Origin of the sequence: Agrobacterium tumefaciens (assembly GCA_025560025.1) — a bacterium.
In the GTDB taxonomy this organism is placed as follows: Bacteria; Pseudomonadota; Alphaproteobacteria; order Rhizobiales; family Rhizobiaceae; genus Agrobacterium.
Map to the genome: position 1 here is coordinate 1,258,701 of CP048486.1, position 26,331 is coordinate 1,285,031.

Sequence of the window (26,331 nt, forward strand, 5' to 3'; positions counted from 1 at the left end):
CCATGGGTCAGGCTGCACTTGCCGTCAATTATGACGATATCCCGCTTTTTTCACTGGAAAAAGTGACGATGGAGGTGCCGGGCAGGACATTGCTGCATCCTCTGACGGCAAGCTTTCCGACCGGCAAGACGATCGGCCTGATCGGCCATAACGGTTCCGGAAAATCCACGCTGCTCAAGATTCTCGCACGCATTCAGGAGCCGACGGCGGGTAGCGTCTCATTTGAGGGAAAGGCGCTCGGAAACTGGGGCAATCGCGAATTTGCGCGAAAGCTGGCCTATCTGCCGCAATATACGCCGGCCGCCTCCGGCATGCTGGCCAAGGAACTGGTGGCACTTGGCCGCTACCCCTGGCATGGCGCGCTTGGCCAGTTCACCCGGGCGGATCAGGACAAGGTGGACGAGGCCATCGAGCTGACCGATACGGTGGCCTTCAGGGACCGGCTGGTGGACACGCTTTCAGGCGGTGAGCGCCAGCGCGTATGGCTGGCAATGCTGGTTGCCCAGAACGCTGAAAGCCTGCTTCTGGACGAGCCCATTTCGGCGCTCGACATGGCGCACCAGCTCGAGGTTCTCTCCCTGGTGCAGAGACTGTCGCGGGAAAAGGGTCTCGGCGTCATCGTGGTGCTGCATGATGTCAACATGGCGGCGCGGTTCTGCGACGAGATCGTCGCGCTCCATTCCGGAAATCTGATTGCAAGGGGAACGCCTGAAGAGATCATGACGCCGGAGACGCTGGAGCGGATTTATGGTGTGCGCATGGATGTCATGACCCATGCCGCAACCGGCCTTCCCGTCGCTTTGCCGCTTTAAGCTTGTTGCAGCAAAACAACGCGCGGAAAAGCCTGCTGTTGACAGTAATTCTCCCGGCATTTTTCGCCCTAACAATGTCTTAATGGCATCCTACCGCCAATAGACATTGTTAACTGTTTTGCTTTCCTTGCATCCAATTAAGTTGTTTTGGATCGATTCTGGGGAACAAACGTTAACAGTGCGGAATTCAATATCCGGAGAGGGCAAGAAGGGCTGCTGCGGGTAGGAATGAAACAGGAGAAAATCAGATGAAAAAGGCTGTTGCCGTAACTTTTGCCGCATTGACGATGGGCTTCGGCGGAACCGTTTCCGCACTTGCTGCCGACCTTGCAAGATATGAACCGGCTCCGCAGGAGCAGGACGACCGCAACGGCGTCAAGATCGGTTACCTTACCTGCGATATCGGTGGTGGCGTCGGTTACGTGATCGGCTCGGCCAAGGAACTGGATTGCACCTTCCAGTCTACGCTGGGCGCTCGCCGCACCGACCATTACACCGGCGCGATCCGCAAGATGGGCGTCGACCTTGGCTTCACCACGCAGGGCCGTCTGGTCTGGGCTGTTTTCGCCCCGACGGCTGGTTACCACCGCGGCTCGCTCGGCGGCCTTTATCAGGGCGCAACGGCTGAAGTCACCGTCGGTCTCGGCGTCGGCACCAACGTTCTCGTTGGCGGCACGTCCGGCTCCATCCAGCTGCAGACGGTCAGCGTGACGGGTCAGGTTGGCCTCAACCTTGCCGCCACCGGCACCTCGGTGACGCTGACGGCCATGAACTGATCAGCGAGATGCCCGGTGTATTGCGCCGGGCATTCTGTCGCATGTCTAAACACGCCCTCTTCGTTGTCAGACGAAGAGGGCGTTGTATTATGCGGATCATGATTTCCACATTCAAAAGTGTCGCGGCGGTCACCGCCTGTTCTTTCCTTCTTGCGACAGCCGCTTTTGCCGAGGGCGATGCGGCCCATGGGGAAAAGGTCTTCAGCCGCTGTTCCACCTGTCACAGTGTCGACACCCCGCGCACTCGCATGGGCCCGCATCTGATGGGTGTCGTCGGCAGGCCGATGGCTTCCGTGGCCGATTACGGTCATTATTCGCAGGCGCTGAAAGATGCCGGTGCGGCTGGCCGGGTGTGGTCGGAGGATGAACTGCAAAAATTCATCGCCAGCCCGAAGAAGGCGATACCGGGAAATGCGATGCGTTTTTTTGGACTCTGGAGCGAGACGGATATTGCGGATCTGATCGCCTATCTGAAAACGCACCCCATGCCGCAATAGCGGTCAGAGCGGTGCTTCAGCGATAACCTCTTCCGCTTCTTCGAAGGTCATCGCCATGACTTTCGCGCCGATCTCGAAGCTGAAGCCATTGCGGGCGAAGGCGGAGAATTCCTTGGCCTTGCGCTTCTCGTCCAGTTCGACACGACGAAACGGCCCGAAGGCGCGCTTGCGGGCGAAGATGACGGCTGCGACCAGATCATCGGTCTCTTCAAGCGCAACGGCGGCCGTTTCCCGTGCGATGCCCTTGGCCTGAAGTTTCTGCGCGAGCCCGCGTTTCGACTTGCCGCTGCGCTGGCCACTCCGCACGGCGATTTCCGCATAGGCGGTGTCGTCGAGCGCCTTGATGCCATAAGCGAAGGTCACGGCAAATTCGCCAAGCGCCTTCACCTGTGCCGGGCTGATATCCTCGAATTTTTCCCGCGCCTTGCGCATGATGGCGTCGCGCAGCTGCTTTTCCGTCATCATGCGCTGTTCCAGCCGGTAAAGAGCGGAATTGCGCGCCCAGGACAGCATGCGGCTGGTGGGTTCAATGGCCGGCGCGTCGCCGTCCACGGCCATATCGTCGGTCAGGAAGGGGCTGGAATCGTCGTTCATTCCGCTTTTATAGCGCGGTGAACCCGTCTTGCCAGTTCCTTCCCGTCCCGTTTCCTCCGGTTTTCAGTAGCTCAAGGTGTTTGCGCGCCGGTTGCGGCGACATAGACCGAGTAAAGCGATTTCGTCGCGGTGATGAACAGGCGGTTCTTTTTCGGGCCGCCGAAGGTGAGGTTCGCGACCGTCTGCGGCACCTTGATCTTACCGAGGAGCGCTCCTTCGGGGGAAAAGCAGTGAATGCCGTCGCCGGCGCTGGTCCACAGGTTGCCGGCAGTATCCAGACGGAAGCCGTCCGGCAGGCCATTGTCGAGGTTGCAGAATTCCCGGCCGTTGGTGAGCTTTACGCCATCCACCACATCGAAGACGCGGATATGGCGGGGGCGGGAGACATCGTGGCTGTAGGAACTGTCGGCGACGTAGAGCTTTGTTTCATCAGGCGAAAAGGCAAGCCCGTTCGGCTGCATGAAGTCGTCGATGGCGATCGTAACCTCTCCCGTTGCGGGATCGAGCCGGTAGACATTGCGCGTCTTCTGTTCCGGCTCGGCCTTGTACCCCTCGTAATCGGAAAGAATGCCGTAGGTCGGGTCAGTGAACCAGACGCTGCCATCGGATTTGACCACCACGTCATTGGGTGAGTTCAGCCGCTTGCCGCCGTAGCTGTCGGCGAGAACCGTGATCGAGCCGTCCACTTCGGTACGGGTGACGCGGCGCCCGCCATGTTCGCAGGAAACGAGCCGTCCCTGCCTGTCGCGGGTATTGCCATTGGTGAAGTTGGAGGGTTCGCGGAACACCGAGATTCCGCCATCCGGCACCCAGCGCAGCATGCGCTGATTGGGAATATCGCTGAACAGCAGGCAGTTCAGATCGGCAAACCACACCGGGCCTTCGGCCCAGCGGCAGCCGGAATAAAGCTCTTCCAGTTCGGCATTGCCGACGATCAGATGGCGGAAGCGGTCATCGTGGATTTCGTAAGGGGAGGTCGTGTCTGTGGTCATGAGCGTGGTCCGCTTGGGGGCTTGTCGTTATGGGGTCAGCGCGTGGCCTTGGGGCCGCTTGCCAGAAGAATGACGGAGATGATGATGAGGCCGGTGAGGATGAGGCGGATGCCGGCGCCGAAACCATAGGTGTTCAGCATCGACACCACCAGGAACATGAAGAGCGATGCCCCCCATATGCCGGGAACGTTGGAATCGCCGCCCGCCACCGCCGTTCCTCCGATGACGACGACGGCGATGGACATCAGCAGATATTCCGAGCCCATATTGAGCGCCGCCCCGCCGGAAAAGCTGGCGAGCAGATAACCGGCAATCGCCGCCAGCACCGCGCAGAGCACATAGGTGACGAAACGTGCGCCGTCCACGGGAATACCGGTCATGCGAGCGGCGAAGGTGCTCTGGCCGATGGCGGAAATCCAGCGACCGTAAAACGAGCGGTCGAGCAGCAGCCAGGCGATGACGGACAGCAGCAGGGCCACGAGGGCGACGTTCGGAATGCCGAAGAAACTTGACGTGGCGAATGTGGCCAATGTTTCCGGCGGCTTGATGCGCAGGCCGCGGTTCGACCAGATGGCGATGGACTGCACGATGAAGCTCATGGAGAGCGTCGCGATGATCGGCGGGATGCGCAGGAGCTTGATCAGCGCATAATTGCCGATGCCGATGGCGATGCCGATCAGAATGGCGATCAGCAGTCCGGGCAGGATGAGACCGTCGGACACATCCATGAATTTCAAGGCCAGCGTGCCTGACAGCGTCATCGTGGCGGGAACGCAGAGGTCGATATTGCCCGGCCCGAGCGTGATGACGAACATCTGGCCAATGCCGACGATGACCGAAAAGGCCGCGAAGGTGAGGGCGGCATGCGACAGGCCGAAGGAGCTTGCGCCGCCGGTGAAGAGCACGGTGACGATCCAGACCGCAATCGTTGCGGCAAAAGACCAGATCCATGGTTTTCTGGTGAGGGAAGAGAGCCCGTTCATTGGTTTTTCTCCCGCTTTTCAAGACGGTTGAGCAGAATGCGCAGCGCCAGCACGATGATGAGGATCGCCCCCTGCGCGCCGATCTGCCAGTCGGGTGAAATGCGCATGAAGGAGAGGAACGAACCGGCGAGCGTCAGCGTCAGTGCGCCGATGACCGCGCCGATAGGCGATACCCTTCCGCCGACGAATTCGCCGCCGCCGAGGATGACACCGGCAATCGAGAGCAGCGTGTAGCGCAGCGCGATGTTGGCGTCGGCCGATGTCGTCAGCCCGACAAGGGCGATACCGGACAGCACCGCGAAGAAACCGGCCAGCGCAAAGGTGGCGGCGCGGATGCCGACGACCGACCAGCCGGAGCGCTCGACCGAACGGAAATTGCCGCCGACCCCGCGCATCAGCACGCCGAAGGAAGAGCGCATGACGATGTAGTGGGCGACGACCGCGATCACGATGCTGGCGACGATGGCGATCGGCACGAAAGGCGGTTTTGCCGTCATCAGCGCTCGGATGAAGGCGGGGGCCTGGCCGCCGGGCGAGGGGAGAATGAGAACGGCGAGACCGCCCCAGACGAAGCTCATGCCGAGCGTGACGACGATGGAGGGCAGGGCGCGGATATGGATGATGGCGCCCAGCAATGCGTAAACCGCAATCGCACCGGCAAAGATCGCAATGCCGAGGATCGGCGTGGTTTGCAGGAAAGTGGCGGTCACACAGGCGCAGAAACTGACGAAGGTGCCCATCGACAGATCGAGATCGTTGACCGACATGATCAGCATCTGCGCAATGGTGGCGAGCGCAATCGGCACCGCCAGATTGAACAGCAGGTTCATGCCGGTATAGCTCATGGCGCGCGGCTGCATGTAGAAGACGGCGGCGAGCAGGAAGGCGAGCGAGGCGGCGGGAATGATGAGGCGGAGCGCGTTTGCCGAGAGTTTCATGCGTGGTCTTCTCCGGCAAAGGAGGCCGCCAGCACATTCTGCTCGGTAATATCGTCGCCGACGAGTTCCGCCTGGATGGCGCCGTCGCGGAACACATAGACCCGGTCGCAGAGACGGATTTCGTCCATTTCGGTGGAGTACCAGATGAAGGTGCGGCCGTGGGAGGCTTCGGTTCTCAAGATGTCATAGACCTCCTGTTTGGTGCCGATATCGACGCCGCGCATCGGGTCGTCCATCAAAACGGTGCTGGCGGTGGTGGCGAGCGCGCGGGCGAAAAGCACCTTCTGCTGGTTGCCGCCGGAAAGCGAAAGGATCTTGTTGCCCATGTCGGGCGTGCGGATTTCGATACGCTTTTTCCATTGCGCCCCAAGCTCGGTTTCCCTGCCCCTGTCCACCATCCCTGCGGCTGAAATATCCCTGAGCGAGGCGATGGACAGGTTTTTGAGGATGCTCCACAGCGGAAAAGTGCCGTTCAGGCTGCGGTCGCCCGCCACGAAGGCGAGATCGGTCTTGCGCGCGGGCAGCCAGCTATTGTTGCGGGCAAGATAAAGATCGAGAAGCGCTTCGGTCTGGCCATGGCCGCCGAGACCGGCAAGGCCGACGATCTCGCCGCGAAAGGCTTCGAAGGCAAGGCCTTCGCCCCGGCGTGCCGGCATGGAAAGCACCTTCTCGCCTGCCTTGCGGCTTTCACCCCGCCGCCTGTCCTGTTCCTTGACGACGCTGCCCATGGCCTCAACCAGCGAGCGGGTGGTGAAGTCGGCTGCCTTCCGGTCGGCAACCACCCGGCCATCCTTCATCACCACGATACGGGTGGCCGTCGAAAGAATTTCGCCGAGAATATGCGAGATCAGCAGAACCGAGCCGCCCTCACGCACGAAACGGCGGACATAATCCATCAGTTGCTCGGCGAGACCGGCATCCAGCGAAGAGGTGGGTTCATCGAGGATCACCAGTCTCGGCGCGTGCGGTATGCGGCAGAAATTGATGGCGATTTCCACCATCTGCCGTTCGGCGATGGAAAGTTCGGCGATGGTCAGCTCGCAATCGATGCCGTGGCCGGGGAAAATTTCATCCAGTGTCTGGCGGATCGTCGTCAGCGCACGGTCGCGCCAGTTTCGCCCACCCGTGGCGGCATGCATGATGCGGACATTTTCGCTGATCGTCAGGTTCGGGCAAAGCGACAGTTCCTGAAACACGCAGCGAACGCCGTTCGCGCGCGCGGCGGCAATGCCGTGGCGGTTTTCGTTGCCGCCATAGGAAACGGAACCCCCATGCGGCGTCAGCCCGCCATTGATGACGTTGACGATGGTGGACTTTCCCGCGCCGTTATGGCCGACGAGCCCGAGGCATTCCCCAGCGCGGATGACGAGATCGGCCCCATCCAGCGCCCTTACCGCGCCGAACACGACCTTGACGCCGCGCGCAGCGACGACTTCTTCCGCCTCGATGATGTCATTCATGAGCAACTACGCCAGTGATGTGAAAATCGGATAATATGGTGGCTATTGCGGCGCCCGTTCCGGGAGCGCCGCAATAGTCAGGCTCTGGGCCGATCCGGCCTATTTGGCCGATGCGATGGCCTTCTGGGCGTCTTCCTGCGAATATTCCACATTCGCCACGCCGCCCTTCTGGGTCGTCTTCAGGTTTTCCTCGAGATTGGCCTGATCGATGCGCAGGAAGGGCACGGTCAGGTCCTTCTTCACATCCTTGCCGTCGAGGATTTGCTGCGCCACCCAGAAAGCCAGCGTCGAGACGCCGGGAGCGATGGAGACGGACATGGTCTCGTAACCGCTTGCGTCCTTCTGCTGCTTCCACCATTGCAGCTCGTCTTCGCGGTTGCCCATGACGATGGTGGGTGTCGGGCGCTTGGCGGCGGCAAAAGCCTGTGCCGCGCCGTAACCGTCGCCGCCCTGCGTCACGACGGCCGCGACTTCCGGAAGGCTCGGCAGGATGCCGGCGACGGCGCGCTGCGCCACATCCTGCGCCCAGTCGCCATTGACGGAACCGACGATCTTGAACTGCGGGTTCTTGGCAACGCCCGCGGCGATGCCGGCGTGGATCTCATCATCCACCGAAACACCCGCAAGGCCGCGAATTTCGAGCAGGTTTCCACCCTTCGGCATGGCCTTGGCGAGATAGTCGATCTGGCTTTCGCCCATCGCCTTGAAATCGACCGCGATGCGCCACGCACAGGGCTCGGTTACGATGCCGTCGAAGGATACGACGGTGATGCCGGCATCGCAGGCTTCCTTCACCGCGCCGTTAAGCGCGGTCGGCGAAGCGGCATTGATGACGATGGCGTCGTAACCCTGAAGAATGAGGTTCTGGATCTGCGCGGCCTGTTCGGTCGCCTGGTTTTCGGCAGTCGTGAAGGCGTCAGCGGCGGCGACCTGCTTGTCTGCAACCGCCTGCTTGGTGATCTTGTCCCAGCTCGTCAGCATTGCCTGACGCCAGGAATTACCGGCATAATTGTTTGAAAGCGCGATTTTTTTGGCCGACGTATCGGCATGAGCGGTGATCGGCAAAGCTGCGCATGCGACAGCGGCCGATGCCAGAAGCATCTTCCTGAAAGCCATTTGATTTCCTCCCTCGTGGCTTGCCCTTTTCGAGCCCGGAATCCTCGCACGCCGCAAATCTCCTCGGCGGCAGGTGGAATTCCTTTGCACTGGAGCTCCTTTCCCCAGTAGAAGCGAGAATGACCAAGAAGATTTGGCTTGTATAGGCGGATCGCGGCAATCTTCCTGCGGGTTTCCGCAGAAAGCATGCGGGAACCCGCAGGACGAAACGCCACTGCCGGGCGCAGAATGGATGATGCGGCGCCCTAGGGGTTGAAGCTTCGCCGCGATGGTCGAAGGCAGGCGCTTGGGAGGGCGTCCGCACATGCTGGATACGCCGAAAAGCGCTCTTTTTCATCATTATATGGGCATTTCGCGGCTGCTTGCCGGGCAGCTCGAATTTAATGCCATCATCCAGGCGGTCGCCACCGAGATCAGCCACATTATCCCGCATGACCATATGGATGTCTGCATCAAGCAGCTGGATGACAAATATCACATCGCCTATGAAAGCGGTCTGGCCAGTGCCTGGAGCAGGCTCCCGCCCGCCCTTCTGACCGGCAGCCCGATCCGTTCGCTGCTGTCAGGCGAGGTGGAATACCTCCTGAGCGGCGACGCCTGCGCCGATCCGCGCTTTCATTTCGAAGGGTCGTTTTCAAGCCCGATCATCGAACTCAACCTGCATAGTCGCCTGCATGTGCCGATGAAGGTGCATGGCGACATTATCGGCGCGCTGAGTTGCTCCTCCCACCAGTCGGACGCCTATACGATGGAGGATGTGGCGAATGCCCGCGCGGTCGCCGATTTGCTGGCGCCCTATTTCTACGCCATCCGCGCCGCCGAGCAGGCCAAACGCTCCGCCATCGAGGAAGCGCGCGCCAATGCCCGTGAGGAGGGGTTGCGGCTCGGCGCGCTGCAATTGACCGAGGCGCTGGAGGCCGAACGGCAGCGCATCGGCATGGATCTGCACGACCAGACGCTGGCGGACCTGACGCGGCTGGCGCGGCGCATCGAGCGCATGAGCCATACCCCCGACCTGTCAGGCGAGATGCTGGAGCCGGTGGTGCGCAGCCTGCAGCATTGCATGCAGGATCTGCGCGAGATCATCGAGGAGGCGAAACCTTCGATCCTGCAATTGTTCGGCGTCGTTGAGGCCATCGAGACCTATGTGGACCGCTCCGTGCGCGATAGCGGGTCTGCAATTGACTGGTCGGTGACGGATGAGACGGACGGGCTGGTGGAAAGGCTGGACAAGACGGTGGCCATCTCGCTGTTCCGCATCGTGCAGGAGGCGGTGAACAATGCCATTCGCCATGCGCAGCCCGAAGCGATTGCCGTGAAACTGACCGCAATCGACGGCGGCTTGCGGGTGACGGTCAGCGATGACGGCAGCGGCGGCGGCGAAGGCGGGGCCTCCGGCGGCCTCGGCATCGGCAATATGAAGACGCGGGCGCGGCTGATTTCGGCGAGATTCGATATTGGCGGCAATGGCACGGGAGCGGGAACCCGCATCACGGTGACGTTGCCGGCAGGTGCTTTCGACCGGCGGGAGGAGTTGTGACATGGACGTGCTGATCGTCGAGGACGATGCGCTGCACCGGGCCTATCTGAACGAGGCGGTAAGAGCCGCGCTGCCGGAATGCGACAAGGTTCTGGAGGCGGCAAACGGAAGAACCGGCGAGAAGCTCGCGCGCGAAAATCGCGCCGCCCATATCGTCATGGATTTGCAGATGAACGAGCGCAACGGCATCGAGGCGGCGCGCACCATCTGGAAGGAAAGGCCCGATACCCGCATCCTGTTCTGGTCCAACTATTCCGACGAGGCTTATGTGCGCGGTGTTTCCCGCATCGTGCCGGAAGGGGCCGCCTATGGTTACGTGCTGAAATCGGCCTCCGATGACCGTCTGCGGCTGGCGCTGCGCAGCATCTTCATCGAGGCGCAATGCGTGATCGACCGGGAAGTGCGCGGCCTGCAGGAAAAGAGCCTCGGCAAGGCCCATGGCTTTACCGATTCCGAATATGAAATCCTTGTAGACGTCGCGCTCGGGTTGACCGACAAGGCGATTGCGCGCCGCCGCAATCTGTCGCTGCGCAGCGTACAGAATCGGCTGCAAAGCCTCTATGAGAAGCTGAACGTGCATCAGGCCGCCGGCGATGACGAGGCAGAAGGCCGGTATAATCTCAGAACCCGCGCCGTTACCGTCGCTTTCCTGCGCAAGCTGTTGAATTACAGCGCGCTGGAAAGGGCCGAGCGGGAGCTGGCGGAATGGGCCGGCAGCCGCTGATCCTCAGGGCAGGAAGGCAAGCAGCCGTCTTTCATCCGCCCTGAGGCCGGAGACGGGCTTTGCCCCGACCTTCAAGATGCGGCCAAGCTTTTTCTGCGCTTTCTCTTCCGTCGCGATATCGAGGACGGCCGGGTGCACATAGCTCTTGCGGCAGATGGCGGGCGTGTTGGAAAGCTCCGCCGCCGCTGCCTGGCACATGCCCTTTATGCTCGGTTTTTCACCCGCCGCCACATGTTCCATCGCGTTGCAGAAGGCGGCGAGCGTTCCGCCCCAGGTACGAAAAGTCTTGGCGGAAATGCCTTGCCCGCCGATACGGGAGAGGTAAGCGTTGAGATCGCTGGAATCGACCGAATGCACCCGGTGTTCGCTGTCCTGCCAGACGAAGAGTTCCTTGCCGGGCAGATCGGCGATCTCCTCGAGGATTTTCTGAAGGCGGGGGTGGCGCAATTGCCGTTTCACCTTCTGTCCGCCCTTGGCGGCAAATCGCAGCTCGATGGTTTCACCGAAGGAGACGTGCCGCTTGAGCAATGTCGTTGCGCCATAGGTGCCGTTGGTTTCGAGATAAGAGCGGTTGCCGACGCGCAGATAGGCGGCATCGAGCAGCAGCGTGAGCGCTGCCAGCGTCATTTCCTGCCCGTGATCCTGTTTTTCGATATCGGCGATGGCGCGGCGGCGAATGGCGGGCAGCGCCCTGCCGAAGCTTTTGAGCTGGAAGAATTTCGTTTCGCCCCGGAGCGCGTGCCAGTCGGGATGATAACGATACTGTTTTCGCCCGCGGGCATCGAAACCCGTAGCCTGCAAATGGCCGGCGGGGTCGATGCAGATCCATACGTCCTTATAGGCGGGCGGCACGCCGAGCGCTTTGATGCGCTTCAGTTCGACGCTGTCGGAGAGAAGCTCGCCGCCCGGAAGGCGGTAACAGAAGCCGCGTCCGCGTTTCTCGCGGGCAATACCCGGCTCCTGATCGTTGACATAGGCAAGTCCGATTTTGGCAAGAAGGCGGGTGGGCGGCTGTGGCATGGTTTTTTCCGGCAGGTTTCACGCTGCGGCAAACGAAAAACAGGCCGCCTTCGTTCCGGCGGCCTGTCGCTTCGATCATCTGTTTTATCAGCCGGCCTTTTTAATCAACTCGCCTTGGCGATCCGCAGAATTTGCGATTCACCGCCGCCGCGCTCTTCTGTCACGGCATAGATCGCACCATCTGGCCCGACCTTCACGTCGCGGATGCGTGCTTCAAGCGGCAGCCGGCTTTCGGTGGCAACCTTGTCGCCATCAAGATGCAGGATGACGAGGCCCTGGCTTACCAGACCGCCGACGATGAAGGCGCCCTTCCATTCAGGAATCTGGTCGCCGTCGTAAAAGGCCATGCCGGAGGGGCCGATGACCGGGTCCCAATAATAGACCGGCTGCTCCATGCCTTCTTTTGCCGTGGCGCCTTCACCAACGGACCGGCCGCTATATTCGATGCCGTAGGTTATGACCGGCCAGCCGTAGTTCAGGCCGGCTTTCGGCAGGTTCAGCTCATCGCCGCCGCGCGGGCCGTGTTCCACGGTCCAGAGCCTGCCCTGACCATCCAGCGCTGCCGCCTGCAGGTTGCGGTGGCCGTAGCTCCATATCTCGGGCAGGGCGTTCTGTTGGCCGGCGAAAGGATTGCCTTCGAAGGCCTTGCCCTGTGTATCGATGCGGAAGACCTTGCCAAGCCCGCTCGACAGGTCCTGCGCCTGCACGCGCGGCGTCGCATCGGAGCGTTCGCCGACAGTGACATAAAGCTCGTTATTCGGCCCGAAGACCAGACGCGAGCCGAAATGCTTGTCGCCATCATAGGTCGGCATCTGGCGGAAGATCACCGCGACATTTTCAAGTTTGGCCGCGCCGCCTTCCTCCGTAAGTTTTGCAGAGGCAACCGAGGTGCCGTTGCCGCCGTCACGCGGTTCGGAGAAGGAGAAGAAGATGGTACGCGATGTCTCGAAATCGGGAGCCAGCGCTATGTCGAGCAGGCCGCCCTGTCCTGCGGATGCCACTTCCGGCACGCCGTCAATGGCGGGGCCAGCCTTGCCGTCGGCGACGATATGCATGGCGCCTTCCTTGGCCGCAACGATCATGCGGCCATCGGGCAGGAATTCCATCGACCAGAGATGGGGCAGGCCCTCGGCAATAACGGTTTTTTCGACATTCGGCTGGGCGGCGGCCTGCGGCGCACGGGTCTGACCCTCAAAAGCCGGTTTCTGATTCGGCGCATTGGCCCTTTTCGTTTCGGCAGCCGGGGCGGTCTGTGCATGGGCCGCGCCAGCAAGTGGCACGGCAAGCAGCGCGAATAGCATCGTCGAACTCAGAAATCGGTTGTTGCGGAACATGGGTCTCCCTTCCTTCGTTTGCGTCAGGCCCAAACCATTTGGGGAGGATTTCGTTTCTTGCGATAGCTTCAAGAAAACTTGATGAGTTCGTGTGCAGGCGGTGCCCTCTTTTATCATCCGTACGAATTCGTAGGGAACCGCAATCATGCACCCACGTTTTCCCTCTGGTTATACGGAGGGCGCCATGCAGATCATCGATAACAAGACCATAGACGGGAACAGAACCAAACCGATCCTCAATGTCGCGGAATTCTGCCGCCGCTACCGGCTGGACAAGGCCGAGGAGACCCGGCTCAGAAAGCTGTTCGGCGAGTTCGCTTCGCGGCACGAGCTTCTGATGAATGCGCAGCGCAAACCGAACTTCCGCTGATCATTCCTCCGGGTCGAGAGATTTCCCGAAGATCATGAAGACATCATAACGGGTGTTCTTGCCCATTATCTGATGCGAAGGCTTGCGAATGCCCGGCATCGGCTCGGCGCGCAGGGGCCATTTCAGAACCACCCGTTTCGTCGCATTCTCCAGTGCAGCCTCCATCAGCTCCACCTGGTCCGGGTCGGAGCCAACCAGTTCTCTCAGCACCCGCATCTCCTTTTTCACCAGCGCCGTGTTGTGGCGTGGCGGATGCATGGGGTCGACAATCACCACTTCCGGCGAAAGCTCTTTCAGCAACTGGCGTGAATCTCCGTGAAGCAGCGTCATGCGTGCTGCCGCCTCGGCATAGGCGCCGCCAGCCTCCAATGCGCGGCGAATGCCGTCCGCAAGATGGGCATGCATTCCCGGCGAGCGTTCGATCAGCGTTACTTCCGCTCCCAGTGAGGCCAGCAGAAAGGCGTCGCGCCCGAGGCCTGCGGTCGCATCCACGATCTTTGGCATGCGGCCCTTTGTGAAACCCGCGGCTTTCGGCAGGGCCTGTCCGCGCCCCTCGCCGGAGCGGAAACGGTGTCCGACTGCACCGCCGACAAAATCTACTATGAAGCTTTCGTCTTTTTCTTTCATCGCAGGCCTCAGAAGGGGCAGGGCACGGTATAGGTGACGTCGCGGCCATCGGGATGGCGGAACCCAACCTCCTGCGCATGCAGCATCAGGCGCGGCGCGGCGGCAAGCGCTTCGCCCTCGGCATAAAATTCATCGCCGAGAATGGGGTGGCCAAGTGCCTTCATATGCACCCGCAATTGGTGGGTACGGCCGGTAAGGGGTGTCAGCGCCAGCCGCGTTGCCGGAAGCGGCAATCGTTCCAGCACCCGCCAAAGGCTCTGTGCCGGCTTGCCGCTCTCGCGGTCGACGCGGTGGCGGGGCTTGTTTTCGGGATCGATGGCGAGCGGCAGGTCCACTTCGCCCGCTTCTCCCGCAACCTCTCCCCAGACAATGGCGACATAGGATTTGCGCGTCTGGCGGTTTTCAAACTGCGACGCAATCGCCGCATGCGCCTTGCGGTTCAGGGACATCAGCACGATGCCCGATGTGTCCTTGTCCAGCCGGTTGATCATCAGCGCTTTCGGGAACTGTTTCTGCACACGCGTCATCAGGCTGTCGGAAAGCGCGGGATCGCGCCCCGGCACCGATAAAAGCCCGCTCGGCTTGTCCAGCACCAGAAGATCGTCATCCCGGTGCACGATGGTGAGCCAGGGGTCGAGTGGCGGATTATAGACGGGGTTGGAAAGCTCGGATGACATGGCGCTTCCTTAGCATGAATCTCGCATTCGGACAGACGTGCTAGTCGGGAATGTGGAGATTGACGCGTCCGCTGGTCAGGTCGCTTAAAAGCCGGGTGAGCCGTTCGGCTTCCTCTGCCGGAACCGAAAGCAGCATATCTGCGCCGGTTCCGGTGAAATCTTCCTTTTCCACCCGCAGGTTTTGTGTGGCGGAAAGGCGCGATTTCACCAGCGCCAGATCGGAGAAGGGGCAGCTCAAAGTCGCGCTGACATAGGCGATGACCGGCGAGGTTTCTCCAAGCCGGAGACACGCCGCCGCCGTGCTGCCATAGGCGCGCATGAGACCACCGCTGCCGAGCAGGATGCCGCCGAACCAGCGGATGACGAGAACGGCGACATTGTCCAGCGCCTGGCCGTCTATGGCCTGAAGGATCGGTTTTCCCGCCGTGCCGGAAGGTTCGCCGTCATCGCTGAAACGATAGGTCTGACCCGTTCGCCAGGCCCAGCAATTGTGGTTCGCATCGACGTCAGAATGTGCCGCCAGAAAGTTTTTCGCGTCTTCCTCTCCGGTCACGGGTGCTGCAAAGGCGATGAAGCGGCTTTTCTTGATATCCTGCGAAAAGGTGACGGGTCGGTCGAGCGTGAACATGCGCGTTTCAATATCGCATATATTCATTCACGGAAATCGGTATAAGGCCACAATGGCGAAGATGGCGATGGAGCGGGTTTTGAGGGAAGCGAGGCGGGTCGCGATTGTCGGCGGCGGACCGGCGGGGCTGATGGCGGCCGAAGTGCTCTCGGCCGCAGGCCATGTCGTGACGGTGTTCGAGGCGATGCCGACCGTGGCGCGCAAATTGCTGATGGCCGGAAAATCCGGCCTCAACATCACTCATGCCGAAGACTATGACAGCTTCCGTCACCGGTTCGGCGATGCGGAACCGAAGCTGCGCGCCGCTCTCGATGATTTTACGCCCGACATGCTGCGCGACTGGGCGCAGGGGCTGGGGCAAGAAACCTTCGTCGGCACTTCCGGCCGTGTATTTCCCACTGTCATGAAGGCCTCGCCGCTGCTGCGGGCATGGCTCGCCCGGCTGGAAGCGCAGGGTGTGACCATCAGGACGCGGCACCGCTGGACGGGTTTTTCAGGCGATCGACTGGTTTTCGCGACACCGGAAGGCGAGGTTACCGTCGAGGCCGATGCCATTCTCCTGGCGCTCGGTGGCGCGAGCTGGCCGCGGCTAGGTTCGGATGCCGCATGGGTTCCAGTGCTTGCGGCAAAGGGTGTGGCGCTTGACCCGTTCAGACCTGCCAATTGCGGTTTCGACGTCTACTGGAGTGATGTGTTCCGGCAGCGTTTTGCAGGCGAGGCGTTGAAATCCGTCATCACCATTTCTCCCGCAGGTGCGTTTCAGGGTGAGTTCGTCGTGACGCAGCACGGCGTCGAGGGCAGCGTCATCTATGCCCATTCCGCCGCACTGCGCGACCGGTTGGAACAGGCGGGCAAAGTCTCGCTTGTCGTCGATCTGGCGCCGGGACGAACCGTGGAACGCCTCGGCCTCGATCTGGCAAAGCTTGGCCGCAAGGAGAGTTTTGCAAACCGCATGCGCAAGGCGGCTGGCCTCTCTGCCGTCAAGGTCGGCCTTCTCAGGGAAATCTTTCCCGACATCGCGGCCATGCCGGACGAGTTCGTCGCCGCGAGAATAAAACATGCCGAGATACCGCTTTTGCGGCCGAGGCCGATTGCCGAGGCGATTTCGTCGGCCGGTGGTGTCGCCTGGAACGGTGTTGATGAGAACTACATGCTGAAAAGCATCCCCGGCCTATTCGCTGCCGGGGAAATGCTGGACTGGGAAGCGCCGACAGGCGGTTATCTGCTGACCGCCTGTTTCGCCACCGGCAAGGCCGCCGCCAAGGGCATTGCCGGGTGGCTTGAAGGCTCAGCCTGACAGCCGTTCCGCCATGTCCGCGTCGTCACCGGAAGCGGTTCTGACTAGGCAGCGCATGATGGCGTCGGTGGTGACGGTGCCGAGCGACTTGCCGTTTTCTCCAACGACCGTGGCGCTGCTGACATTTTCCCGAACGAGCGCGCGCAGGCCCTCTTCAACCGTCATATCCGCAGCGAGCTGAAGCCGCGACTGACCGGAAAATTCCGGTTGGACGATAGCGCCGAGGCGGATGACACGGCCGCGATTGACCTCCTCCACGAAGGCCTCGATATAGCTGTCGGCCGGTGACATGACGATTTCGGCCGCCGTGCCCTGCTGGATGATTTCGCCGTCGCGCAAAATGGCGATCTTGTCGCCCAGCCGCAGGGCCTCGTCCAGATCGTGGGTGATGAAGACCACGGTCTTCTTTAACTCCTTCTGCAGTTCCAGCAGTACCGTCTGCATGTCGACGCGGATGAGCGGATCGAGCGCCGAATAGGCCTCGTCCATCAGCAGGATTTCGGCATTGTTGGTGAGCGCCCGGGCAAGACCCACACGCTGCTGCATGCCGCCGGAAAGCTGGTTCGGATAATGGCTGGAGAAACCTTCCAGCCCCACGCGCCGGATCCAGACTTCGGCCCTTTCCTCCCGCTCGCGCTTGTCGACGCCCTGCACCTCGAGCCCGTAGACAACATTCTGCAGCACGTTGCGATGTGGCAAGAGGCCGAATTTCTGGAACACCATCGCCGTCTTGTGGCGGCGGAATTCCAGAAGCTCGGCTTCGTTGAGGCGACAGACATCGGCGCCGCCATAGAGGATTTCCCCGGCGGTCGGGTCGATCAGCCGGTTGACGTGGCGGATCAGTGTCGATTTTCCCGAGCCGGAAAGGCCCATGATGACGGTAATCTGCCCGCCCGGCATGGTGATGTTGATATCGCGCAGGCCGAGTACGTGGCCGTGTTTGGCGTTGAGTTCCGCCTTGGACATGCCGGCTTTGACGGGCTCGACATAGTCCGTCGCCTTGGAGCCGAAAATCTTGTAGAGGCTGCGAATTTCGATCGATTGACTAGCCATGCGCCACTTCCCGGTGTTTTTGCAGGCGAAGGCCATAGGCCTGGCTGATGCGGTCGAAGATGATGGCGATGCCGACGATGGCAAGCCCGTTGAACACGCCGAGCGTGAAATACTGGTTGGCGATGGCCTTCAGCACCGGCTGACCGAGGCCCTGCACGCCGATCATGGAGGCGATGACGACCATGGCAAGCGCCATCATGATGGTCTGGTTGATGCCTGCCATGATGGTGGGAAGGGCAAGCGGCAGCTGCACCTTGAAAAGCTTCTGGCGCTTCGATGAACCGAAGGCGTCGGCCGCCTCCAGCACGTCGCGGTCGACCATGCGGATACCGAGATTGGTAAGCCGGATCATCGGCGGGATGGCGTAGATCACAACAGCGATGACGCCGGGCACGCGGCCGATGCCGAGCAGCATGACGACGGGAATGAGATAGACGAAACTCGGCATCGTTTGCATCACGTCAAGAATGGGATTGACGACATTCTGCAGACGGTTGGAGCGCGCCATGGCGATGCCGATCGGCAGGCCGATGACGATGGACAGCACGGCGCAGACGAAGATCATCGAAATCGTCTTCATCGTGTCCTCCCACATGCCGAACCAGCCGATGGCAAACAGGATGCCGCAACACAGGGCAACAATGGTGGCGCTGCGGCTGGCAAACCAGGCGAGAGCGCCGACAATAAGAATAACGACCGGCCAGGGGGCGCCGATCAAAAGCCTTTCCGCCCAGATGAGGAAGCTCTGCAGGGGGGTGAACAGCCCCTCTATTGCGCTGCCATAGGTTCGGGTGAATGCCCGAAATCCCTCGTCGATGACTTTTTTCAGCGCGCGCAGAGCATCGTCATTCATGGTCGGAAATTTGAAAAGCCATTCCATATCCTGTTCTCCATGACGAAGCGGAGGCGGGGACCCAAATCCTCCGCGCTCCGGGAGTAAGATCGTCAGAGCGCCGCGCGGCCTTCAGGCATGCCGGGCGGGACGCTCTATCCTGTTGAGCCGGCGCAGCCTGCCTCGCAAAATACGCGATGCAGCCCGGCATCGCCTTTGGCGCACGCCGGTTGCCGGGCAGATATGTCGAGGCGGCCTTATAGGGCGGCCTTGACCTTTTCCGCGACGTCAGGGGACACCCAGCCGGTCCACAGCGCCTCGTTTTCTTTCAGGAAATGCTTGGCGCCGTCTTCGCCTGTCGCCTGGTTATCGGTCATCCAGGCAATCAGCTTGTTGACGGTGTCGTTGGTCCAGGCGCGCTTGTTCAGATAATCCATGGCCGGACCGGCGCGGTCGGCAAAGGTTTTGCTGACCAGCGTCTGCACGTCGTCCACCTGCCATGCGTTTGGCTTCGGATCGGCGCAGTCAGCGACAGACGTGCAGCGCTTCCATTCGGCCGCATCGTATTCCGCGCCGAAGCCGAGCTTCACCATCTCATATTTGCCGAGCAGCGAGGTGGGCGCCCAATAATAACCGACCCATGGCTGCTTGGCCTCGTAAGCCTTGGCGATCGAGCCGTCGAGACCTGCGGCGGAGCCGGTGTCGACAAGCGTGAAGCCTGCCTTTTCACCATCGAAAGCCTTGAAGAGCTGGGCGGTGACGACCGTGCCGCCCCAGCCCTGCGGACCGTTGAAGACGGCGCCCTTCGCCTTGTCTTCGGGCGAGGGGAAAAGCTCGGGATGTTTAAAGAGGTCCGGAATGGTCTTGAGATCGGGATTGGCGTCGGCGACATATTTCGGAATCCACCAGCCCTGGACGGCGCCGTCCGAGAGGATCTTGGCGGCGGCGACGACCTTGCCGCCTTCCAGCCCCTGCTTGACGATTTCCGGCTGCAGGCTGACCCAGGCTTCGGGTGCGATGTCCGGCTGGCCTTTTTCGGCCATGGACGTCAATGTCGGTACGGTATCGCCGGTGACGATTTCGGCGGAGCAGCCATAGCCTTTTTCAAGAATGAGCTTGTCGAGATTGGCGGCGACTTCGGCGGATTGCCAGTTCATGCTGGCGATGGTGACGTTTCCACAGTCGGCGGCAAAGGCGGCACCGCCTGAAAAGGCGAAGCCGGCGGAAAGAATAGTGGCACCCAAAAGTATTTTCATTTTTGTTCCCTCTGGTCGCGGTGTGGCGGAGACCCGGGCGCGGACGGCACCGCGACCGTCAGCGTTCGTATTGAGGCTTAATAATTCCTTTGTTGTCGTTCCGTTTGCGGCAATTTCTGGCGTATTGAGGATGGCAATCGTCAATCAATCTTCACGTCTGGCGGAGACATCGGTGAAAAATGCCGCTTGCGGATGTCGTTTTCGCGTGACGCTGCTGCGCGTCCAAGCAAATATTTCACGCCACTGGAACTTTTCCGAAATCTGAAAAAGCCTGGAACAATAAACGGAAGTTTTTGTTTTCTTGGACATTTATTCCGTTCTGTATTACGGGAAATTTCGTCTCTGTTTTTGTGGTGATATTGAATGACCAATCTTCGTGCTGCCCCGATATGGCCAATCGGTGGTGGTGAAACGGGTGAGCTTGTGCGTGGTTTCGACTGGTCGAAGACATCGCTCGGTCCGATTGGCGGCTGGCCGCAAAATCTGAGGCAGAAGGCCAATTCCGTCGTCAATTCCCCCATTCCGCAGGTGCTGATGTGGGGTGGCGATCATGTGATGATCTATAATGACGGCTATGCGGAGATAGCTGGCAACTACCACCCGCGGGCGCTTGGTGGAACGGTGCCGGGTATCTGGCCGGAAATATGGGACTGGAACAGCCGCATTCTGGAAGCCGGCTTTCGCGGCGAGGTCATGTCCTATCGTGACCAGCCGATGACGCTGATGCGGCACGGCCAGCCGGAAGAGGTGATCTTCGACCTGTTCTACACGCCGATCTATAACGAAGGCGGCACGGTGGACGGTGTTTTATGCACCGTGCTCGAAAATACCGACAAGGTGAAGGCGCTCGAGGCACTGGAGCAGAGCCGCGAGGAACTAAGCCGGCTCACCAATGCCCTGCCTATTCTGGTCGGATATGTCGATCGTGACTACGTCTATAAGTTCGCCAATGACGGTTATCTGGAATGGTTCGGCCGCCGCGCCGAGGAGGTTATCGGCCGCAGCGCTCCCGAAATCGTCGGTGAGGCGTTTTTCGAGGCCCGCAGGGCTTATCTCGATCGTGCCCTCAGCGGCGAGAAGATCGTTTCGGATACCGTGATCAACAGACCGGACGGCACCACGCGTGCGGCCGAAATCCGCTATGTTCCTCGTTATATCGCCGATGGCTCCATCGATGGCATCTATGTGCTGATCATCGATATCGAGGAACGGAAGCGTTCGGAGCGGGAAATCCTGCTCAGCAACAGTCGCTTCCGCGCCGCGGTGGAAGCCGTCCACGGCGTGTTGTGGACCAACAGCGCCGAGGGCAGGATGCTCGGCGAGCAGCCTGCATGGGCCGCGTTAACGGGCCAGACTCCGCAAGAATATCAGGGTTTTGGCTGGGCGGATGCCGTCCATCCTGAGGACAGGCAGGGGTCTGTCGACAGCTGGAACAAAGCGGTTGCGGAAAAGTCGACCTATATCTGGGAACATCGTGTGCGCCGCCATGACGGCATCTACCGCACATTTGCGATCCGTGGCGTTCCGATTTTCGACACGACCGGCACCATTGCCGAATGGGTCGGCGTCCACACGGATGTCACCGAACAGCGGCAGGCCGAAAATACGCTGAAGGAGCATGCCAGCAATCTGGAACGCGAAATTCGCCACCGGATCAGGGCGGAAGAGCAGCTTCGCCAGCTTAACGAAGGGCTGGAAGCGCGTGTCGAGACGGAAATGGCCGAGCGTCACCAGACCGAAAGGGCGTTGCAGCAGGCGCAGAAAATGGAATCCATCGGCCAGCTGACCGGCGGCGTGGCGCATGATTTCAACAATCTGCTTCAGGTGATCGCGGGCAATCTGCAATTGCTGTCAAAGGACGTGAGTGGCAATGAGCGCGCCGAACGGCGGCTGGAAAATGCACTTGCCGGCGTCCATCGCGGTGCAAAGCTTGCAAGCCAGCTTCTGGCTTTCGGCCGGCGTCAGGCGCTGGAACCGCGTGTCATCAACATTGCCCGTTTTGTGACGGGCATGGACGATCTGTTGCGACGCTCGCTCGGCGAGGCGATCGAGGTGGAGGTCATCACCTCCGGCGGCCTGTGGAACACCTATGCCGACCCCAACCAGGTGGAGAATGCTCTCCTCAATCTCGCGATCAATGCGCGAGACGCCATGGAGGGGCAGGGCAAGCTGACGATCGAGGTCGGTAATGTGGTTCTGGATCGCGATTATGCCCGCAAACATTCGGAGGTTTCAGCGGGGCAATATGTCATGCTCGCCGTTACAGATACCGGATCGGGCATGTCGCCGGAGATTCTGGAGAAGGTTTTCGAGCCGTTCTTTTCGACCAAGCCGGAGGGCAAGGGCACAGGCCTCGGTCTTTCGATGGTCTATGGTTTCGCAAAACAGTCGAGCGGCCACGTCAACATCTATAGCGAGCTCGGGCAGGGCACGACGGTGAAGATGTATTTGCCGCGCTCCGCCGCCGACGAGGACAGGGAAGTGGTGATGCCGGCCGGTCCCATCGAAGGTGGAACCGAGACGATCCTGGTGGTGGAGGATGACGAGGAGGTGCGCGGCACCGTTGTCGAGACGCTTGGTGATCTCGGTTACCGGGTGCTGACCGCCCGCGATGCGCAGGCCGGTTTGACCGTGGTCGAAAGCGGCATGCCGATCGATGTCATCTTCACCGATGTGGTGATGCCGGGACCTTTGAAAAGCCGGGAAATGGCACGTCGCGCGCAGGAACGGCTGCCCGGCCTCGCCGTGCTCTTCACATCGGGTTACACCGAAAACTCCATCGTGCATGGCGGCAAACTGGATGCCGGGGTTGAGCTTCTCTCCAAGCCCTATACGCGTGAAGCGCTGGCGCGGCGCATCCGCCACGTCATCGCCAATCGCAAGCAGGTTTCTCTGGCCAAGACGAGGCCGGCATCGGCATCGAATACGTCAAAAATCACCGAAACCGCCAAGGTCGGACATGAAGACAGACCGGTTCGCGTGCTTCTGGTCGAGGATGATGCGCTGATCCGGATGAGTTCGACGGAGATGCTTTCGGATAGCGGCTACACCGTGGTCGAGGCCGGCAATGCAGCTCAGGCGCTGAAGGCGATCGAGGCTGACCATATCGATGTTCTCGTCACCGATATCGGCCTGCCCGACATGCGGGGCGGGGAACTGGCGGTGGAGGCTCTGCGCCGCAAGCCGGGGCTTGCCGTCGTTTTTGCGACGGGGGACAGCCATCTGCCGGAGGGAGCACCGGAAAGTGCGGTTCTCCTGACCAAGCCCTATGACGAACAGCAGATCATCTCGGCCGTTGAAATGGCCTGCAGGGCAAAGACGGTGGCGGGAGAATAGGTCGCCCGCCATCCTGTTTTAATAACCACGCGCCATATCGACAGTCTCGGGCAAAGTGCCGGTCTCGCGCCATGTGCGGACATTGCCGGCGACGATCCGGGCCGAACTCTCGCGGCTTGTCGGCGCGGAAATATGCGGCAGGACGGTAACTTTGGGATGCTGCCAGAAGGCGGAAGAGGCGGGCAAGGGCTCCTGTTCGAAGACATCGAGAACGGCGTGCGAAAGCCGGCCGGAATCAAGCGCCGCGATCAGGTCGTCGGCGACGATGACCGCGCCGCGGGCGAAATTGATGAGTGCCGCTCCCTGTTTCATTGCGGCGAGACGGCCGGCATCAAGAAGACCGCGCGTGGCATCGGTAAGGGGTACGAGGCAGACAAGAATGTCGCTCTTTTCCAGCAATGCCTGCAGCCCGTCGTCGCCGGTCAGCGTTTCCACGCCTTCGATGGCCTTGGCCGAACGGCTCCAGCCGGCGACGTTGAAACCGGCATGGATAAGGCGCTCCGCCGCAGCCGTGCCGAGGGCTCCGAGGCCGAGGAGACCGACGGTCATCTCGCCGGGGTGGCGGTAGTTGAGCTCCTGCCAGAGCGCCTTTTTTTGGTTTTCGCGATAGGCGGGCATGTCGCGCTGCAGGTAATAGGTCCATGCCAGCACGGCTTCGGCCATGACGCGGGAAAGCTCGGGGTCCTTCAGCCGAACGATGGGGGGAGCCTTGTCGCCCAGCTCCAGCACCAGCCGCTCGACACCCGCCCACAGGCTGTGGATCCATTTGAGACCCGGAAGAGCGGCGATATCGGCCGGATCTGGATTGGCGACGATGGCGAAATCCACTGCCCGTCGCTGCTCGTCCGTCAATTCGGAAAAGGAGAGGATTTCCTCCTGCGGCATGGCGGCGCGCAGCGCCTGTTTCCAGACGGCTTCCGTTTCCGCATTCATCCGTGAAACAAAGGCGATGGGTGATGGCATGGGACTGATCCTGCTTGCGATTTTAGCTTTAAGCCATCAATGCGCAATTTCAGGGGTCAATGCCAGAGGCCTGTCGTTTTAATCTTCGGCAGAATAAAACGGCCCGGTTTTCACCGGGCCGTTTCATCATTACGCGTCTTCCTTTACCGGCGGCTTCGCATCGCCGTAATAGGCCGAGAATTTCTCGTGGTAGTGTTCCGAACCGCCGGGGCCGGCATAACGCTGCAATTCCGTCATGTCGGTCTTATTCAGCACGATGCCGAGCGTCTTGTTGGCGATCTGCGGTTCGTTGGCCATCAGGTTCTGCACCATCTGGATCGGCGTCTTGCCCCATTCGGTGACGAAGACGAAACCGTCCACCTGCGGCGCAAAGGCCTTGGCGTCGATGACAGGAACCACGGGGGCAAGGTCGACGATGATGTAGTCGCAGGCCTCGCGGGCTGAGTCGATGAATTTGCGCATGCCGGAAGAAGACAGCAACTCGCTGGAATGGGCGAACTGGTTGCTGGTGGAAACCGGCAGGATGCCCATTTTCGTGCGCGTATCCACCTTCACCGCCTGCGTCCACGGAACTTCATCGAGCACCACTTCGACGAGGCCGGCGGATTGCCGTGTCGTCAGCATGCGGCTGAGGCCGGGATTGCGGATATCGGCATCCACCACCAGCGTGCGCTTGCCGGTGGAGGCGATCAGCCCGGCGAGATTGAGCGCCACGACCGACTTGCCTTCGTTCGGCAGGCAGGAAATGACGCCGATGACCCGGCACTGGCGTTCCTGAATGACGACATCTGCCGTCAGTTTCACGTTGCGAAGCGTTTCCGCAAAGCTGGAGCGCGGGCTGTCCACGGCCAGGCGCAGCATTTTCTGGAACGAGACCTGCCCGCTTTCATCAAGCGTCGCATTCTCGCCGCCGGGGGTGGCGGCGCTGTTGCCTGCTTTGGCGTTTTCCACACCCCTTTCGCCGATGAAGGGCAGATAGCCCAGAAAACGCATGCGCAGATTGTCACGCACATCGTTGCCGGTGTGGAAGAAACGATCCCGGAATTCCAGAAGTGCGGCGATACCGCCACCCAGCATCAGGCCGAGAATGACCGAAAGTGCCATGGTCATGGTCTTTTTCGGGCTGGAAGGCGAGGTCGGCAGGCCGGCTTCGGAAATGATGCGGGCCTTGGCGATCGGCAATGACTGTTTCTGCGAGGCTTCCTCAAAGCGGCCGAGATAGGACTGGTAGAGGGTGCGTAGCGCCGTTGCCCGCTGCTCGAGCTCACGCAGCTTCACCATGGTGATGTTGGCTTCGGAATTGCGGCCAGCCACCTTGTCGATATTGTCGCGCAGCGACTGTACGCGGGAATTGGCGACGTCATATTCGTTCTTGAAGCTGCCGGTCAGCTGCTGCAATTCCTGGAAGATCTGCTGTGATACTTCCTTCTTCTCGGCATCGAGCGCGGCTGCCTGCGGATGGTCGGCGCCGAATTGCTGGACGATGCCGCGCTGCCGGTCGGAGATGGTGATGTAGCGCTTTCGCAGGTCCTGAATGACCGAATTGTCGGTATCGCGGGCCGAGACAACGGCGTTATCGACAGCCGTTTCCGGTCCACGGTCGATGATCGATTTATACTGGTTGTAACGGGCAGATGCCGTGGCGGCATCCGCCTGCGCGGCGATCAGCTGGCCATTGAGATCGGCAAGCTGGCTTTCCGACATCAGTTCGCCGCGTGAGGATACGATATTGTTGTCGGACCGGAATTTCTGGACCGCAAGTTCCGCTGCCTGGGCGCGCTGGTTCAGGTCCGTCATGCGTTCCTGCAACCATACCGAAGCGCGCTCGCTGGCGTCGAAATTGGCATTCAGTTGTTCGGTTAGGTAGGCCTGCGCATAGGTCTTGGCAATCTGCGCGGCAAGCTGGCGGTCGGTCGAGCGGGTCGAGATGGCGATGACCGAGCTGCGGCCGACACGTTCCACCGTCAGCGACTGCTGCAGCACGGCGGCGGCCTTTTCGCGGCGCCCGGCGCGGATTGCGGCTTCGGAGACCGGCGGATCGCCCGGCAGGACGAGATCGAGAATGCCGCGCACGGAGGACTTGACGAGTTCGACCGGCGACATCGGCGGATTGACGATGGTGTCGTTCTCGTAAAGCCTTGCCTTGTCGACCACGGTCAGGGCCATTTCCTTGGATTTTAAAATTTCCACGGCGCTGGCGATGCGGTTGTCGACGATCTGCGCGGCGGGAACCGGCGATTCCTCTTCCGCATAACGGGAAAGGCTTTCATCCAGGAGCACCTGCGTCATCGCGGTGTAAACGGGGGTCGCAAGCACCAGATAAAGGCCGGCCAGAACCACGGCGGCAATGACGGAGGCGGCAATGACATTGGCACGACGCACCACGGCGGCCCACAGGCGGTCGAGGTCGATGAACGTGTCGGAATCCTTGCCGGACTCCGGAAAACCGATATTGGATTTAAAGGTCTTGTGGTGCATGGACCTACCTTGTGAATTAAAAATGGTA

The 26,331-nt window shown here is 60.8% G+C and carries 25 protein-coding genes; 9 read left to right on the plus strand and 16 right to left on the minus strand.

Features of this window, described 5'->3' with window-relative positions:
- Nucleotides 1–2 precede the first annotated feature (2 nt).
- The 3 genes from FY152_19735 (at nt 3) to FY152_19745 (ending at nt 2,085) form a co-directional block, all read left to right on the plus strand.
- The gene (locus tag FY152_19735) at nt 3–812 is read left to right on the plus strand and encodes an ATP-binding cassette domain-containing protein (protein UXS34365.1); all 810 of its coding nucleotides are present in this window, start codon (nt 3–5) and stop codon (nt 810–812) included.
- A 248-nt stretch (nt 813–1,060) separates the two neighbouring features.
- Nucleotides 1,061–1,588: a DUF992 domain-containing protein gene (locus FY152_19740; protein ID UXS34366.1), complete on the plus strand. Its 528-nt coding sequence runs from the start codon at nt 1,061–1,063 to the stop codon at nt 1,586–1,588.
- An 89-nt stretch (nt 1,589–1,677) separates the two neighbouring features.
- Nucleotides 1,678–2,085, plus strand: coding sequence for a cytochrome c family protein (locus FY152_19745; protein ID UXS34367.1), 408 nt, complete (start codon nt 1,678–1,680; stop codon nt 2,083–2,085).
- A 3-nt stretch (nt 2,086–2,088) separates the two neighbouring features.
- Here FY152_19745 and recX read toward each other — a convergent pair whose 3' ends face one another.
- The 6 genes from recX to FY152_19775 all read right to left on the minus strand — a co-directional run bounded on the left by recX (nt 2,089) and on the right by FY152_19775 (nt 8,168).
- Nucleotides 2,089–2,679 carry a recombination regulator RecX gene (gene recX, locus FY152_19750; GenBank protein UXS34368.1) on the minus strand — a complete coding sequence of 197 codons (591 nt, stop codon included), beginning with the start codon at nt 2,677–2,679 and terminating at the stop codon, nt 2,089–2,091.
- 71 nt (nt 2,680–2,750) lie between these two features.
- Nucleotides 2,751–3,671 carry an SMP-30/gluconolactonase/LRE family protein gene (locus FY152_19755; GenBank protein ID UXS34369.1) on the minus strand — a complete coding sequence of 307 codons (921 nt, stop codon included), beginning with the start codon at nt 3,669–3,671 and terminating at the stop codon, nt 2,751–2,753.
- 35 nt (nt 3,672–3,706) lie between these two features.
- Complete coding sequence (locus FY152_19760) at nt 3,707–4,654, minus strand: ABC transporter permease (GenBank protein ID UXS34370.1); 948 nt, start codon at nt 4,652–4,654, stop codon at nt 3,707–3,709.
- Nucleotides 4,651–5,592, minus strand: a complete 942-nt coding sequence (locus FY152_19765) for an ABC transporter permease (protein UXS34371.1) — start codon at nt 5,590–5,592, stop codon at nt 4,651–4,653. Before FY152_19765 ends, FY152_19760 begins: the two co-directional genes overlap by 4 nt.
- Nucleotides 5,589–7,052 carry a sugar ABC transporter ATP-binding protein gene (locus tag FY152_19770; protein UXS34372.1) on the minus strand — a complete coding sequence of 488 codons (1,464 nt, stop codon included), beginning with the start codon at nt 7,050–7,052 and terminating at the stop codon, nt 5,589–5,591. The genes FY152_19765 and FY152_19770 overlap by 4 nt, the downstream gene beginning before the upstream one ends.
- Before the next feature lie 99 nt (nt 7,053–7,151).
- Entirely contained in the window at nt 7,152–8,168 is a 1,017-nt protein-coding gene (locus tag FY152_19775; GenBank protein UXS34373.1) for an ABC transporter substrate-binding protein, read from the minus strand.
- 304 nt (nt 8,169–8,472) lie between these two features.
- Here FY152_19775 and FY152_19780 point away from each other — a divergent pair, with 304 nt between their 5' ends.
- Complete coding sequence (locus FY152_19780; GenBank protein ID UXS34374.1) at nt 8,473–9,708, plus strand: GAF domain-containing sensor histidine kinase; 1,236 nt, start codon at nt 8,473–8,475, stop codon at nt 9,706–9,708.
- A 1-nt stretch (nt 9,709) separates the two neighbouring features.
- On the plus strand, nt 9,710–10,432 hold the full coding sequence (locus FY152_19785; protein UXS34375.1) for a response regulator transcription factor: 723 nt from the start codon (nt 9,710–9,712) through the stop codon (nt 10,430–10,432).
- Between the two features lie 3 nt (nt 10,433–10,435).
- Here the strand turns inward: FY152_19785 and FY152_19790 are convergent, their stop codons facing one another.
- Both FY152_19790 and FY152_19795 read right to left on the minus strand, forming a co-directional pair.
- Nucleotides 10,436–11,452 carry a DNA topoisomerase IB gene (locus FY152_19790; protein ID UXS34376.1) on the minus strand — a complete coding sequence of 339 codons (1,017 nt, stop codon included), beginning with the start codon at nt 11,450–11,452 and terminating at the stop codon, nt 10,436–10,438.
- A gap of 104 nt (nt 11,453–11,556) precedes the next feature.
- On the minus strand, nt 11,557–12,786 hold the full coding sequence (locus FY152_19795; GenBank protein UXS34377.1) for a PQQ-dependent sugar dehydrogenase: 1,230 nt from the start codon (nt 12,784–12,786) through the stop codon (nt 11,557–11,559).
- Nucleotides 12,787–12,970: 184 nt separating this feature from the next.
- Between FY152_19795 and FY152_19800 the strand changes: the two genes are divergently transcribed.
- A complete protein-coding gene (locus tag FY152_19800) occupies nt 12,971–13,156 on the plus strand; it encodes a hypothetical protein (GenBank protein UXS34378.1) in 186 nt (61 codons plus the stop codon).
- On the opposite strand, the gene FY152_19805 is transcribed toward FY152_19800, so the two are convergent.
- From FY152_19805 to FY152_19815, 3 genes are read right to left on the minus strand one after another with little or no spacing between them, the layout of a single operon-like run.
- A complete protein-coding gene (locus FY152_19805; protein UXS34379.1) occupies nt 13,157–13,783 on the minus strand; it encodes a class I SAM-dependent methyltransferase in 627 nt (208 codons plus the stop codon).
- Between the two features lie 8 nt (nt 13,784–13,791).
- Nucleotides 13,792–14,460, minus strand: coding sequence for an RNA pseudouridine synthase (locus tag FY152_19810; GenBank protein ID UXS34380.1), 669 nt, complete (start codon nt 14,458–14,460; stop codon nt 13,792–13,794).
- Nucleotides 14,461–14,500: 40 nt separating this feature from the next.
- Nucleotides 14,501–15,088 carry a YigZ family protein gene (locus tag FY152_19815; protein UXS34381.1) on the minus strand — a complete coding sequence of 196 codons (588 nt, stop codon included), beginning with the start codon at nt 15,086–15,088 and terminating at the stop codon, nt 14,501–14,503.
- A gap of 52 nt (nt 15,089–15,140) precedes the next feature.
- Between FY152_19815 and FY152_19820 the strand changes: the two genes are divergently transcribed.
- A complete protein-coding gene (locus tag FY152_19820) occupies nt 15,141–16,385 on the plus strand; it encodes a TIGR03862 family flavoprotein (protein ID UXS34382.1) in 1,245 nt (414 codons plus the stop codon).
- Here FY152_19820 and FY152_19825 read toward each other — a convergent pair.
- From FY152_19825 to FY152_19835, 3 genes are all read right to left on the minus strand, one after another.
- Entirely contained in the window at nt 16,377–17,438 is a 1,062-nt protein-coding gene (locus FY152_19825; GenBank protein ID UXS34383.1) for a glycine betaine/L-proline ABC transporter ATP-binding protein, read from the minus strand. The genes FY152_19820 and FY152_19825 overlap by 9 nt on opposite strands.
- Nucleotides 17,431–18,318, minus strand: a complete 888-nt coding sequence (locus FY152_19830) for a proline/glycine betaine ABC transporter permease (protein ID UXS34384.1) — start codon at nt 18,316–18,318, stop codon at nt 17,431–17,433. The genes FY152_19825 and FY152_19830 overlap by 8 nt, the downstream gene beginning before the upstream one ends.
- 209 nt (nt 18,319–18,527) lie before the next feature.
- Nucleotides 18,528–19,526, minus strand: a complete 999-nt coding sequence (locus tag FY152_19835) for an ABC transporter substrate-binding protein (GenBank protein UXS34385.1) — start codon at nt 19,524–19,526, stop codon at nt 18,528–18,530.
- On the opposite strand from FY152_19835, the gene FY152_19840 reads away from it, so the two are divergent.
- Nucleotides 19,504–19,791: a hypothetical protein gene (locus FY152_19840; protein ID UXS34386.1), complete on the plus strand. Its 288-nt coding sequence runs from the start codon at nt 19,504–19,506 to the stop codon at nt 19,789–19,791. The two genes, FY152_19835 and FY152_19840, sit on opposite strands and share 23 nt — an antisense overlap.
- 98 nt (nt 19,792–19,889) lie before the next feature.
- Nucleotides 19,890–22,862, plus strand: a complete 2,973-nt coding sequence (locus tag FY152_19845) for a PAS domain-containing protein (GenBank protein UXS34387.1) — start codon at nt 19,890–19,892, stop codon at nt 22,860–22,862.
- A gap of 18 nt (nt 22,863–22,880) precedes the next feature.
- Here the strand turns inward: FY152_19845 and FY152_19850 are convergent, their stop codons facing one another.
- Both FY152_19850 and FY152_19855 read right to left on the minus strand, forming a co-directional pair.
- Entirely contained in the window at nt 22,881–23,825 is a 945-nt protein-coding gene (locus tag FY152_19850) for a glyoxylate/hydroxypyruvate reductase A (GenBank protein ID UXS34388.1), read from the minus strand.
- A gap of 129 nt (nt 23,826–23,954) precedes the next feature.
- Nucleotides 23,955–26,303 (minus strand): polysaccharide biosynthesis tyrosine autokinase, encoded by a 2,349-nt coding sequence (locus tag FY152_19855; protein ID UXS34389.1) that lies wholly within the window; start codon nt 26,301–26,303, stop codon nt 23,955–23,957.
- Nucleotides 26,304–26,331: the final 28 nt, after the last annotated feature.